This window comes from Alcaligenes phenolicus (genome assembly GCF_032063905.1).
Taxonomy (GTDB): Bacteria; Pseudomonadota; Gammaproteobacteria; order Burkholderiales; family Burkholderiaceae_B; genus Alcaligenes; species Alcaligenes phenolicus.
In genome coordinates this window covers 81,288-94,628 of sequence record NZ_DAMBOE010000007.1, presented here as the reverse complement: position 1 = coordinate 94,628, position 13,341 = coordinate 81,288, and the positions used below count along the sequence as shown (strand labels likewise).

The window sequence follows — 13,341 nt, the reverse complement described above, 5'->3', positions numbered from 1 at the left end:
AAGAAAACTCTAGTGGCTGACCGGCAAGATGGTGATCATGTCCGTGCCAGGGTGCTCAATCGTGACCGAGCCTGTCGTGGTACTACGCGCTTGCTCGCGATACATGGAAGGAATATGACTGCGTTTGACCACTTGCTGGAAACGCCCCTGGGCATCAAATTGAAGCCACAGTTCCTGTCGAAAATAGACCGCATCCGTTGCCAGGGTTGTGCCCTGGAACCACACGGCCATTTCACTGCCATCGAGCTGCCGGTAGACCTGATGAGGACGACCTTGCAAGGACAGCTCGGCATCGGCACGAGTACTTTGGCCCAGGATCAGATCATTCAACCCCGAGGCCTTGAAGGAGGATCCCTGGGTGGCACACGCAACCAGGGTAAGCAAGCACAAGCCTATCAGCGTCTTACGTCCCAGCCCGACCCAGGTACTCAGTCGGGTGCGAGACATTAAAACTCCTCCCAATCATCATCCGAAGCAGCGCTGCTGCTTTTGCTCAGGTCCGGGCGCAGCAGGCGCTGGCTATCGTCCTGGGCAGCGGTAGCCTTGGCAGCCGGTGCAGCCTTGGCAGGCGCCGACAAGCCTTTGGTAGCGGGGCTGGCTTTGGCGGTCGCGGCACTGCCGTTCAAGGCGGGGCTGCGACGCTGTTCTGTTTCAGAGGAGGCAGCGGCCACACTGCGGCGGTTGGCCACACGGCGCGCGCTGACGTCAATGACTTCCGTACCGGGCGAACGGAAGAACGCGATGGCCTGGTTGACCTTGGTCACCTGCTCGCTCAGGCCAGAGGATGCCAGAGCGGCCTGCTCCACCAGACGGGCGTTGTACTGCGTTGTTTCATCCATTTGCGACACTGCGCGATTCACCTGATCAATCCCGGAGGACTGTTCAATCGTGGCAGCGGTAATCTCACCCATGATGTCGGTCACGCGACGCACGGAATCCACAATTTCCTGCATGGTGGCGCCGGCACGTTCCACTTGCGAGGAACCTTCCGTCACTTTGCGTACCGAGTCTTCGATCAAGGCGGTAATTTCACGCGCGGCCTGGGCGCTGCGCTGAGCCAGGGCTCGCACCTCGGCGGCCACCACCGCAAAACCCTTGCCCTGCTCCCCTGCACGAGCTGCTTCCACAGCCGCGTTCAAAGCCAGAATATTGGTCTGGAACGCAATGCTGTCGATCACGCCCACAATGTCGGAAATCTTGTTGGAGCTGGCCGAAATGCCTTGCATGGTTGCAACCACTTCATTGACGGCACTACCACCACGATGAGCCACATCCGATGCCGTGGCGGCCAACTGGTTGGCTTGCTGGGCGTTGTCCGCGTTCTGGCGAACAGTGCCGGCCAACTGCTCCATGCTGGCAGCAGTCTGCTGCAAGGAAGCGGCCTGCTCTTCGGTACGGCTGCTGATATTGGTATTGCCCTGGGCAATTTCCTGCGCACCGGCATGGATCTCTTCCAGGCCCAGACGTACCGTCGTGGTGGTCTTGACCAGGGATTCCTGCATGCGGCCCAGCGACTCGAACAGATCACCGATTTCATTGGCGGTCAGCACGCGAATACGTTGAGTCAGATCGCCTTTGGCAATTGCATCAAAGTACGCAGCAAAGTCGCCCAAGGGACGCACCACACGACGGAAGAAGTAGCTGATCGCGGCCAGGCCCAGCAGCACGGCCAGCACCAGCACAACGGTCAGGACGATATTGAACGTGCTCTGCTGCTCTTGCAGGGTGCGCAATACTTTGTCGCCCGAACCCAGGGCCAGCAGGCCATGAAAGTAATACAGCGCCCAACCTGCCATGGCCACTGTCAATGCCATCAGAGCAGCAATACAAAAGGTCATGCCGACCTTTAGACTCAAATTCTTAAAAAGCATAGAAGATTCCCGCACGTGGTGCTTGACTGCCGGTTTAAGAAAAAACCACCCAAAAAAGGAACGCAGGCTTAGCGATTCATATTGAACAAGCTCATGCTCTGAATCGTCTGGAACGCCATGGCCGACATTTCCAGCGCGGCCTTGCGCAACTCCAGATCGGTGGAAGCCTGAAAAATATTCAGATCCTCCAGACGCGAGAGTTCATTGGTGTAGTTCAAAGCACGAGCCGCGCCGTTGGCGCTCAACGCATCAATCTCGTTCATGCGCGTACCCACCGAGGAAATCACGGTCTGCACGTTATCGAAGTTTTCTCCGATACGTTGCATGGCCGAGTTCATCGCGTTGCGGAACTCTGCCTGCCCAGCGGGATCGCCACTGACCGGCTTACGCAGGGCTTCAACCACCGATTGCAAGGTGTTGAACATGTTCATATCCGCCGAGCTGGTGCTGTCTACCGAGCTGACCTCGAAGCTGTCACCGACGGCAGGCTTGCCTTCGATCTGGACACTGACGCCACCGGGCAGATTAATGCGCTGACGCTCGTTCTCGTCCAATACGCCCTGGCTGACAACCGCGCCATTCACTTCGATGTCGTACTCGGTTTCCGAGGTAAAGCGGATGGTGTAATGGGCTTGGGCACCAGCCAGCGAGGAGTTGCCATTAGGCGCACTGACTACAGCCGAGCCCGTATTGGCATTGGCCTGGGTGAAATAGGCGGTCGAGCCGGGATTGGCGCGCTCGAAAATGGTGCGGCCATGATCTGCCGAATCCATTTGACGAGTTTGCTCAACCTGAATATTGCGGCTGTTGGTGTCGCCCGTGTAGCTGAAGGTATTGCCCGTACGCTCGAAGGCCTGTGTCGTGCCCTTGGCACCGGAGAACAGATACTGACCCGAACCATCCTTGGTATTGGCAAAGCCAAACAGAGTATCCAGAGCACTTTCCACCACCGTGGCCAAGGTGCTGCGGTCCGCGTCGGACATGGTGCCGGTAGAGGCTTCCACCAGACGGGTCTGCACGCCTTGCAACTGCAGGTTGACGGCATTGAGCAGGTTTTCTTCCTCACCCAGGGCACGCATGGCCACTTCACGGTTTTCACCGTAACGCTTGTCCATGGCCTGGGACTGGGCCAGGTTAATGGTCTGGGCCGACGCCAGCGGATCATCCGATGGGGTGATCATGCGCTTTTGCGAGCCCATTTGCTGAAAAACCCGCATCAGATCGGACTGCTGCTTGTTGATCGAAGTCAGGCCCGTCTGAAAGAAAAGAGAAGAACTGATACGCATAGCAAGGTTCCAATTTCAAGACTAAAGAGCCGTACTCAACTACGCAGGCCTAAAAGGGTGTCAAACATCTGGGAGCTGACGTCAATCAGACGGGCAGCAGCCTGATACTGCTCCTGATAACGCTGGAGCATGATGTATTCCTCGTCCTTGTTCACGCCGGACAAGGTTTGCTGAGCGGCATAGTTTTGCTCGATCAGCTTTAACTGGGCCTTGGCCGCCGTGCCGTTTTGCTGCGTTTGCACCGCAATACGGTTCACGATCTGACCAAAAGAATCGTTCAGGCTCAAGGAGCCGTCGGCCAGCACCTTGCTATTGCGCAAGTCCGCCAGTTTCTGGGCGATGGCACCGTTAGCCGAACCGGTATCTTTATCAGCTGCAGCAATATCCTGTGGACGCTTGATCTCCACCTGCAAGCTGCTGCCTGCATTGACGGTGGGCTGCAGCAACCAGGAGTCGCCATCCTGAGATTGGGTTTTCAAGCCGGAGACATCAATTTCCAGACCATCCACCCGGGTAATGCCACCGTTCTTGTCCGGACCGTTCAAGGGGGTAACGTCGTTGCTGCTCAAGTTACGCAGCTGGAAACGACCATCCACGCGCTCGATGCGGTAGTTGTCGCCCGTCAGCTTGTCGACTGGCTGGGTGTAGCCCTTGCTGGGATCAGCCGGATCAACAGGGTCTTTGTAGAAAGACACACCAGGCACACCGCTGCTGACCGGGTTATTGCCATTGGCAATCACTTTCGGGCCGCTGACGCTGAACATGTCTTTGCCAGCCTCACCCTTCAGGTCCACACCTTGACGGTGAATATCGTTCACCGTGTGAGCCAGACCCACAGCCAAGCGACCCAGCGCATTGATGGCCGGCTCCAGGCTTTCCTGACGGAACTGCAACAAACCCCCCAAGGTGCCGCCTTTAATGGTGCCCTCGCGGAACTCGGACACCACCATCTTGCCGTCCACATTCAGTGCGGAGGTAAAGCCAACCACCATACGCTCGGGGTTTTCAGCCGAACGCACGGCGTGCAAGGGGTAAATACTTTCGCCACCCAGCAGCATCTGGCCGCCGGCCGTGGTGATGCTCATCCGTCCATCCTGCTCGACGGTACGCACATCAATCAGCTGACCCAGCTCGGACACCAGTTGTTCGCGCTGGTCCAGCAAGTCATTGGGTTCGTGACCGGGCGTAGTGCCTTTGGCAGCAACGATCTGTTTGTTGACGTTATCAATTCGTTCCAGATAGCTGTTGATCTGGGTGACGGTGGTACCCACCTGGGTATTGATGTTCTCGTTGACGCGGTTCATGTAGGACGTCGCGTCACGAATCTGGGTAGCCAGGCTTTCTGCACGGCCCAGCAGTTCCTGGCGAGCCGAAGGATCCGCAGGTTGCGATGCCACGGCTTCCAGACCATTGAAAAAGTTTTGCAAGGCGGGACTGACGCCGACCGTGCGGTCCGAGAACAGATTGTCCAGCTGGGCAATTTCCGTACCGTAGCTAACCAGAGCCGCACCGGTAGTTTGCGAGCGCACCAACTGCTGATACAGAAAGTTGTCGTAGGAGCGCTGAACGGTAACCACCTGCACGCCACGGCCGTAATAGCCATTACCGCTTCCTACCGAGCCAGCCGTCTCAACCAGGACCGATTGGCGGTTATAGCCAGCGGTATCGATATTATTAATATTGTGGCCCGTCACCTGCATGCGCTTTTGAGCGGCAAACAAGCCGGTAATACCAAGGTTGGCGAGATTCATATCAAATCCTTTCTGTCCTGCCCGGCCCGTAGTGTCCAAGGCGAAAAATGAACATGCTGCTTTTTAACGACCACCTTGGTGCAATATTTAGACCTGTATCAATAATTAAGACTTGCCGCCATCAAAGTAGGCCATGATGGAGATCAGCTTTTTGGCGTAGGAGGGGTCAGTGGCGTAGCCCGCTTCTTGAATGCGTTGCGCCGCTTCTTGAGGCGAAGCCGCTTGTTTTACGCTTTCATAGCGTTTGTTATTACCGATCAGGCGCGCGTAGTCCGCAAACGACTCGGCATAGGAGTCATAAGCACGGAAGGTCTGCGTCATTTTTCGCGCCACGCCGTTCTGATATTCCGTCGTCATGACCTCCACCGTTTTACCCTTCCAGGACGGCGTGGCCTTGATACCAAACAGGTTATGGCTGGTGGAGCCATCTGCGTGCATGATTTCACGCTTGCCCCAGCCCGACTCCAGCGCCGCCTGGCTCAAGATCAGTTGGGCCGGGACGCCACTGTCTTGGGCAGCCACTTTGGCGGCCGTGTTCATGCGGTCCACAAACTGGCGAATATGATTGGGCGCGCCCTGAATCGCGGAGTACACACGCTGCACCGTATTGTTATTGCTGAGCTTGTCGATCAGCTCGGCAATCGATGCTGCATCAATGGAACGGTCATTAGGCATGCGCGAACGCAAATCCGCCCGACGCGAAGAGGCCGCTTCCGGATCATGGGACGCGACACCAAATGGCTCGCTGTTCTGCCCGCTCATCTGGGCCTGCAAGGCTTTGGCCAAACCAATGCCGGGGTCAGCCAACTGCATGGCCAATTGCTCATCACCCAGACTTTGCGCCATGCGCACCGACTGCGTATCAAACAGGCCGCCTTCGGGATTGGCAGCCCGCGCCTGCTTCAAAATATTTTGAATGAACAGGGACTCGAACTGACGCGCCACTTGCAGCTGAGTGGCCTGATTCTGACCGTCCTGCCCGGCTTGCCGACGCAGTTGGGCCAGTTGCTGCGGGTCAAAAATCGAAACCTGTGTTCCCGTGCCCGGACGTGGGAAGTACTGCACCGTCATTAGATGATCTCCAAATCGGCCCGCAAAGCGCCCGCGCTTTTCAGGTTCTGCAAGATGGACAACAAGTCTTGAGGGGTGGCACCCAAAGCGTTCAAAGCGCGTACCACATCGGCCAGATTGGCACTGGTCTTTACGCGTTGCAGGGAGCCGCTATCACTGCGCATTTCAATCTGGGTGCTGTCAGCCACTACGGTCTGACCACCACCAAAAGGAGTATCCGGCTGGCTGACCTGCGGTTGACGGCTGATGACCACGGACAGATTGCCGTAGGCAATGGCGGCTTCATCAATCGTGACCGTGCGGTTCATGACCACCGAGCCCGTACGAGCATTGATCACCACGCGAGCCCGTGCCGGTGGCAGATTCACTTGCAGGTTTTCAACATGCGAAATAAAGGCGGTCTGAGCCTGCGGGTCCAAGGGACCGCGCACCTGAATCAAGCGACCATCCAGCGCTGTTGCAGTGGAAGGGCCGAACTGCTTGTTCAAGGCCGCCACCACGTTCTGGGCTGTACCAAAATCCGAGGAATTCATTTCCAGATTGATCACGCCATCCCGAGCATAAGTCGTGGGTACGCTTTGCTCGACCGTTGCGCCGCCTGGAATGGTGCCGCCATTGAGCTGGTTGACCTGTACGCTGGAACCACCTGCTTCGGCCCCTGCCCCACCCACCAGCAAGTTGCCTTGGGCAATGGCATAGACCTGACCGTTCGCACCTTTCAAGGGCGTCATCAACAAGGTCCCGCCACGCAAACTCTTGGCATTACCCATGGAGGACACGACCACATCCACGGCCTGACCAGGACGGGCAAAGGCGGGCAGACGGGCCGTCACCATGACAGCCGCCACGTTCTTGAGCTGCATATTGCTGCCCTGGGGAATGGTCACCCCCAACTGGGACAGCATATTGGTCAAGCTTTGCTGAGTGAAAGGAGCCTGACGCACCTGGTCACCGCTGCCATCCAGACCCACGACCAGACCGTAGCCGATCAGCGGGTTGTCTCGCACGCCCTGAATGGATGCCAGATCCTTGATACGCTCGGCCTGACTGACCGGAGCCAGCAACAGGCCCGCCGCCAGCATGGCGGCTTGCAGCACTTGGCGACAAGAAGAAAAACGAGTACGACTCATGGAAAACGCCATAGCAAGCAAAAGGCTCAGAACGGAGAAATATTCAGGAAAAAACGCTGTAGCCAACCCATGGTCTGGACTTCGTCCATAACCCCTTTGCTACGAAACTCGATACGGGCATCGGCCACCTGGGTGGAGGACACCGTATTGCTGCCGGTAATGGAGCGTGGGTCTACCACACCAGAAAAGCGGATGTGCTCGCTGCCACGGTTAATGGCGATCTGCTTCTCACCGGCCACCTGCAAATTGCCGTTAGGCAAAACGCCGACCACGGTCGTCGTCAAGGTGCCGCTAAAGGTATTGTCGGCACGGCTGGAGCCCTTGCCCTGGGCCTTGTTCGAGCCACTGACTTCGAAGTTCTGCTTGCTGCCCACTTCGTTAGGCAGGAAAGCTGGAACGCCGGTAAAGTCCAGACCACCGCTTCCGGTCCGATCCGTATTGGTCGAAACATTCTTGGCCGCGTTGGTCCGCTCCTGGATCATGATCGTGACAATGTCACCCACATTACGTGGCCGTCTGTCTTCAAACAGCGGATAGTTGCCGTAAGCCGAGGGCTGGTAGATGGAGCCATTGGCCACTACGGCGGCAGGCACCGCCGGTGGCGGGGCCGCCGTCAGGGGGCCGGTTACCACATCTTCAGGGGGCACCAGCGCACAACCGGACAGGACCACAAGCGCACACAAGGCAAGACGGCTCATCAGAGCTTGGAACATTGTCACGATCTCTTTAGATTTACAGCTGTGTCAGGCGAGCCAGCATCTGGTCAGCCGTGGAAACGGCCTTGCTGTTGATTTCGTAGGCGCGCTGGGTACTGATCATATTGACCAGCTCCTCGGCCACATTGACGTTGGAGGTTTCGTTGTACTTGTGCATGACCAGACCTGCACCGTCCATGCCGGGTTGCAGGAAGTTGGCGGCGCCCGAGGCATCGGTTTCGATGTACAAGTTCTCGCCCATGCTCTGCAAACCAGCCGGGTTCACGAAGGTGCTCAATTGCAATTGGCCCACTTCCACGCTGGCACCGGCGGCACCGGGCTGAGTCACCGACACGGTGCCATCACGGCCAATCGTCAGTTCCAGCGCGTTATCAGGGATATTGATGGGAGGCTGAATGGGATAACCGCCAGCAGTAACCAACTGACCGTTCTGGTCGCGCTGCAAGCTACCGTCACGTGTGTAGGCAAACGTGCCGTCCGGCATTTCCACCTGCAGGAAACCGCTACCCTGAATCGCGATATCCATATTGTGGCCCGTGTGCTTCATGTCACCCTGGGTATGAATACGCTCGGTGGCTACGGTGCGCACACCGGTGCCAACCTGCAAGCCGGTAGGCAACTGGTTGGCAGCACCGACTTGAGCGCCAGGCTGACGAATGGTTTGGTACATCAAGTCCTCAAACACCGCACGGGTACGTTTGAAGCCGGTGGTATTCACGTTGGCCAAGTTATTGGAGATAACGTCCATATTGGTCTGCTGGGCTTCCAGACCGGTCTTGGCAATCCACAGAGAGCGAATCATGTGTGTGTAGTCCTTGCAGCTAGCGCCTGCGCAATCAGCGCGGCTTAGCCATTAAAAGAAAGTAGAGAGTTGGCCCGATCTTCGCGTGCGCTGGCGTCCTGGATGACCTTCATCTGGGTTTCAAAGCGGCGCGCATTGGCAATCATGGCCACCATCGCTTCAGCCGGGTTCACATTGCTTTTCTCGATAAAGCCCGAAACCATACGCACTGACGGATCAGCCGGGGCCGGCGCACCATTGCTCATGCGAAACAAACCATCCTGCCCCCGCAACAAGTCAGCAGAAGGGGGATTGACCATCTTCAATTGGCCCATCACCTGGATATCGCGTGGGTTGTCACCCGCACCCAGCGCGGTCAACTGACCATCGCTGGAGAACGTGATCGATCCGCGATCCGGGATTTCAATGACCTGCCCATCGGCGCTGAGCACGGGCAAGCCACCTTGTGTCACCAGCTGGTTCTGGGCATTGACCACCAGATCGCCTGCCCGCGTATAGGCTTCCTGACCATCCAGCGCACGAACGGCAAACCAGCCCTCGCCCGCAATGGCCACATCCAGCGCATTGCCGGTCTCGGCCATGGCGCCAGGTTGAAAACGGCTGCCAGGCGTCACCGTGGCCGTGCCTACGCGGGTTTGCGAACCCACATCGCTTGTGACGGGCACGGAACGGTAATACGCCAGCTGCTGGCGAAAACCGGACGTGTTCACGTTGGCCAGGTTGTTGGTAATGACGTCTTGTTGCTCCAGCGTGCGCTGGGCGCCATTCATGGCGGTGTAAATCAGGCGATCCATGACAGCTCTTAACGCAGGTTGACCAGGGTTTGCAGAACCTGATCCTGCGTCTTGATGGTCTGGGCATTCGCCTGGTAGGTACGCTGGGCAATAATCATATTGACCAGTTCCTGACCCATATCCACGTTGGAATCTTCCACCGCCTGACCCTTGATCGTGGCCAAGCCGTTCTCGCCGGGGCGACCCAGGATAGGCTGGCCCGATGCGCCGGTTTCAGCCCAGGCATTACCACCTACAGGGCTCAGACCTTGCAGATTGCTGAAGTCAGCCAGAACAAGGGAACCCAGACGCTGCGTTACACCGTTGGTGTAGGAAGCAATCATGGTGCCGTCCTTGTCGATGCTCATGCCAGCGTACTCACCCGTGGCATAACCGTCCTGGTAAGGCTTGCCCTTGGCAAACTCGCCACCGAACTGGGTGGTGCCGGTATAACGCACATCAAACACCAGATCATCAGCAGGCGACGCATTGCCACCGGGGTTGGCCAGGGTCAGATTGACAGTAGCCGGATTGGGGCTGGTCATCACGCCTGAACCGTTAAAGGTCAAGGTCGCGCTGGCAGGCGACAAGGGCGTGCTGCCTTCCATGTAGTACACGTCCCACACACTCTCACCGGCCGCATTGGCGGGGCGCTTGACGAAGTATTGGGAAACCTCGTGGCTGTTACCCAGCGAATCGTAGACGGAGTAGCTGAATGCGTTGCTGTAAGTCGTGGGGTCTTTGGGATCAAACACATTGACCGCAACGGTTTCCATGTCTGGTTCCATCACGGGTTCCATGACGGGGTTACCGCTTCCGTCCAGAACAGGATCACCGTTGGCGTCCAGCTTGGGAGTCATTTCAGGATTACCGTTGGCATCCAGTTTGGGCTTGAATACCAGATCACCGTTGGCATCAACTTTTTGCTGTGTTTTGGTCGTTGGAATTGCTTCGGCACCGCCGGGCAGGTTGGGCTTGAAATCCAGGGCTGTCGTGGCTTTGGGAGGCACGTTGGCCGAAGGCACTTGCAAGCGCTCCAGCTGGCTACCACCTGGGCCGTAACCGGTCAGGTAATGACCTTGGGCATTAACCAGATAGCCCGCCTTGTCCGGATAGAACTGGCCATTGCGCGAGAACAGGACAGCGCCGTTACTTTGCTCCAGGCGGAACAAACCGTTTGCACCGTCAATCGCCATGTCGAACTGGTTACCCGAGTTGCTGACGTTACCTACCGAGAAACGCTGGCTGACCCGCGATACCTGCACACCCAGACCGATGCGCGAGTTGGCATACACGTCCGCAAACTGCACGGTCGAGGCCTTGTAGCCCACCGTGCCCGAGTTGGCGATGTTATTACCAATAGAATCCAGGTTTTGGGAGGCGGCGTTCAAGCCGCTCAATCCTTGTCCGAAGCTCATGAACTTTCCTTTTAATGTCGTGTTGGCCCAGCCCGCTGTTGGGGCAAGCGGCGCTTACATGATTTTGCGTATATCCAGCAGGGAGAACGAACCCGCCAGGCCAAGGTCCAGCATCAAACCGCTGGAGGTATAAGCCACGCTATCGACCTTGCCATGCGTCAATGGGCTGGCTGTGACGGCCGTGCCGTCATTACTGGCCAATACACTGACGGTGTACGAACCGTCGGCCAGCGGTGAACCATCGTTATCCAGGCCGTCCCACTCCAGCGAGTACACGCCCGCGTCTTTGGCGCCCAGATCGTATTCACGAACCACTTTGCCGCTGCTGTCCTTGATCTGAACCACGGTCGAAGTCGCTCCGCTGACCAGATCAATGCCGTAGGGCATGGCCACTTTTTCGCCATCCTGGCTAGTCCCCAGGGACACTTTCGAGCCCGGCACCAGCACTTGCTTGCCGATCAGATTGGCGGCCTGCATGGACTGGCTGACGTCCATTTGCCCGGCCACAGCCAGCAAGGTGTTATTCAATTGCTGAATCCCCGCCACCGTGGACATTTGCGCCATCTGGGTCGTGACCTGAGCGTTATCCATGGGGTTGAGCGGGTCCTGATTACGCAGCTGCGTAATCAGCATGGTCAGAAAGCGGTCTTCCGTTTCCGCCATGGCGCTTTTGTTGCGGGCATCCACACCAGCCATGGCCCCTGCGGTGGGGTCCAGGGCAGTGCGATCGTTATTGACTGTGCTCATGTTCTATCTTCCGTAAACCGGCTTACTGACCAATGGTCAAGGTGCGCAACATCAGGTTCTTGGAGGTGTTCACCACTTCCACATTGGCCTGATAGGAGCGCGACGCAGCCAGCATATTGACGGTCTCGGCCACCACATCCACATTGGGCAGAGTCACATAGCCTTGTTCGTCGGCGTAGGGATTGCCGGGGTCATATTGCAAACGGCCGGGCGCATCACTTTCCTGCACACCCACCACTTGCACGCCACCCACGGGGCTGTTGCCCTGAGGAGTCATTTGAAACACCACTTGGCGGGCCTTGTAGGGCTGGCCATCGGGTCCAACCACGCTATCGGCGTTAGCCAGGTTGCTGGCCGACACGTTCAAGCGCTGCGATTGTGCCGTCAGAGCAGAACCGGCAATCTGGAAAATACTGAAACTGGACATGAAGACTCGCTATTACTGTTGCAAGGCCGCCATCAAGCCTTTCAAGCGCTGGGAAGCCAGGTTGATCGTGCTTTGATAGTGCAAGGTGTTATCGGCAAATTGCATGCGCTCCACATCCATCTCGACCGTATTGCCGTCCAGAGAAGGTTGCACAGGAACGCGATAGAGCAACTCGTCCGTGCTGGGCGGACGGGTTGCCTGGGCGGGAATATGACGGGCTGAGGTCAAGGACAAACTGGTATTGGGCAATGCCATCTGGCCCTGCCCCCCTAAAGCGGCCTTCAAGGTGGCCGTAAAGTCCATATCCCTGGCCTTGTAGTTAGGCGTGTCGGCATTGGCAATATTGGAGGCCAGCACCTCCTGGCGCTCCTGGCGCACAGCCAGGGCCGTCTGGTAAAACTTCAGGTGCTCACCGATGCGATCAATCATGGAGTCAAGCCAATATTCTGTGTTCAAGTTTGAGATCCAGGTGAACGCGCGCACGCCTTTTCACCGCTATAACAGAATGGTAGCCAGAGGCACTGCTTCACAAATCAGGGAACAAAACGCAATTTATCGGCCAGTTCAGCTCTTGACCTGGCGACTGAGTCCGTAAAATTCAGTCATGACCTTATATAGACTCCTGATCTGCGTATGCCTGTTCGCTCTGGGTGCAACAGCGAACGTGCGCGCTCAAGAGAGCGTTCAGGCGCTGAGCGTGCAAGCCATGCAGGACCAGGCGCAGGACTATCTGCTCAAGCTGGCGCAAATGTATCCCGGTATCGCCACGATCACCCTGGACAGCGCGCGCCTGAACGCCATGCCTGCCTGCACCCAGAACCAGATATTTCTGCCCAGCGGTCAACGCCTGCGATCGCGCATGAGTATTGGCGTGCGCTGCCTGAGCCCACAAAGCTGGAGCACCTCCATCAGCGCCACCTTGTCTATTCAGGGACACTATTACGTCACCAACCGCCGCATCAATCCGGGCGAGACCATCAATCAGGACGATCTGCTTGAGCGCGAGGGGGATTTGCTGGCTCTGGCCAATGGCGTGGTCATTGATCCCAACCAGATCATCGGGTATGTCGCCAGCCAGCGTATTCCTTTGGGCAATGCGATACGGGCTTCGGCTCTACGCGACCCGCAGTCGGTAACACGCGGCCAGATGGTGCGCACCATTGCGCGCGGTATGGGTTTTGTAGCGACCGGCGAGGGCCAGGCGCTGCAAAGCGGCTCACCAGGCACCCAGATTCAGATCAAGGCCAGTTCGGGGCAAGTGATTTCAGCCACGGTACTGGATGCATCCACGGTTCAGGTCGTTCTCTAAACTAAATCGGATGAGCATGCTAAAGTTTGCGTCCAGAGCG

At 57.4% G+C, this 13,341-nt stretch carries 14 protein-coding genes; 1 reads left to right on the top strand and 13 read right to left on the bottom strand.

The window, feature by feature from the left end; translation table 11 throughout:
* Positions 1-9 precede the first annotated feature (9 nt).
* From U2949_RS14510 to flgB, 13 genes are all read right to left on the bottom strand, one after another.
* Positions 10-447 (bottom strand): hypothetical protein, encoded by a 438-nt coding sequence (locus U2949_RS14510; RefSeq protein ID WP_009458098.1) that lies wholly within the window; start codon positions 445-447, stop codon positions 10-12.
* Positions 447-1,871 carry a methyl-accepting chemotaxis protein gene (locus U2949_RS14505; RefSeq protein WP_282188399.1) on the bottom strand — a complete coding sequence of 475 codons (1,425 nt, stop codon included), beginning with the start codon at positions 1,869-1,871 and terminating at the stop codon, positions 447-449. The genes U2949_RS14510 and U2949_RS14505 overlap by 1 nt, the downstream gene beginning before the upstream one ends.
* A 68-nt stretch (positions 1,872-1,939) precedes the next feature.
* The gene (gene flgL, locus U2949_RS14500; protein WP_250756948.1) at positions 1,940-3,157 is read right to left on the bottom strand and encodes a flagellar hook-associated protein FlgL; all 1,218 of its coding nucleotides are present in this window, start codon (positions 3,155-3,157) and stop codon (positions 1,940-1,942) included.
* 35 nt (positions 3,158-3,192) lie between these two features.
* Complete coding sequence (gene flgK / locus U2949_RS14495) at positions 3,193-4,908, bottom strand: flagellar hook-associated protein FlgK (protein WP_009458104.1); 1,716 nt, start codon at positions 4,906-4,908, stop codon at positions 3,193-3,195.
* Positions 4,909-5,013: 105 nt separating this feature from the next.
* Positions 5,014-5,979 carry a flagellar assembly peptidoglycan hydrolase FlgJ gene (flgJ, locus tag U2949_RS14490; RefSeq protein ID WP_035275244.1) on the bottom strand — a complete coding sequence of 322 codons (966 nt, stop codon included), beginning with the start codon at positions 5,977-5,979 and terminating at the stop codon, positions 5,014-5,016.
* Entirely contained in the window at positions 5,979-7,109 is a 1,131-nt protein-coding gene (locus U2949_RS14485) for a flagellar basal body P-ring protein FlgI (RefSeq protein ID WP_026484556.1), read from the bottom strand. Before U2949_RS14485 ends, flgJ begins: the two co-directional genes overlap by 1 nt.
* Positions 7,110-7,135: 26 nt before the next feature.
* Positions 7,136-7,822 (bottom strand): flagellar basal body L-ring protein FlgH, encoded by a 687-nt coding sequence (locus U2949_RS14480; protein WP_026484557.1) that lies wholly within the window; start codon positions 7,820-7,822, stop codon positions 7,136-7,138.
* Positions 7,823-7,841: 19 nt separating this feature from the next.
* Positions 7,842-8,627 (bottom strand): flagellar basal-body rod protein FlgG, encoded by a 786-nt coding sequence (gene flgG / locus U2949_RS14475; RefSeq protein ID WP_026484558.1) that lies wholly within the window; start codon positions 8,625-8,627, stop codon positions 7,842-7,844.
* Between the two features lie 44 nt (positions 8,628-8,671).
* Positions 8,672-9,421, bottom strand: a complete 750-nt coding sequence (gene flgF, locus U2949_RS14470) for a flagellar basal-body rod protein FlgF (protein WP_009458114.1) — start codon at positions 9,419-9,421, stop codon at positions 8,672-8,674.
* A gap of 8 nt (positions 9,422-9,429) precedes the next feature.
* Positions 9,430-10,818, bottom strand: coding sequence for a flagellar hook protein FlgE (locus U2949_RS14465; RefSeq protein ID WP_083053889.1), 1,389 nt, complete (start codon positions 10,816-10,818; stop codon positions 9,430-9,432).
* A gap of 54 nt (positions 10,819-10,872) precedes the next feature.
* Positions 10,873-11,565, bottom strand: a complete 693-nt coding sequence (locus U2949_RS14460) for a flagellar hook capping FlgD N-terminal domain-containing protein (protein ID WP_009458118.1) — start codon at positions 11,563-11,565, stop codon at positions 10,873-10,875.
* 22 nt (positions 11,566-11,587) lie between these two features.
* Entirely contained in the window at positions 11,588-11,992 is a 405-nt protein-coding gene (gene flgC / locus U2949_RS14455) for a flagellar basal body rod protein FlgC (RefSeq protein WP_009458120.1), read from the bottom strand.
* A gap of 12 nt (positions 11,993-12,004) precedes the next feature.
* Positions 12,005-12,421 carry a flagellar basal body rod protein FlgB gene (flgB, locus tag U2949_RS14450; RefSeq protein WP_009458122.1) on the bottom strand — a complete coding sequence of 139 codons (417 nt, stop codon included), beginning with the start codon at positions 12,419-12,421 and terminating at the stop codon, positions 12,005-12,007.
* Positions 12,422-12,596: 175 nt separating this feature from the next.
* Between flgB and flgA the strand changes: the two genes are divergently transcribed.
* Positions 12,597-13,301 (top strand): flagellar basal body P-ring formation chaperone FlgA, encoded by a 705-nt coding sequence (gene flgA, locus U2949_RS14445; protein ID WP_021446825.1) that lies wholly within the window; start codon positions 12,597-12,599, stop codon positions 13,299-13,301.
* The last annotated feature ends 40 nt before the right edge of the window (positions 13,302-13,341 follow it).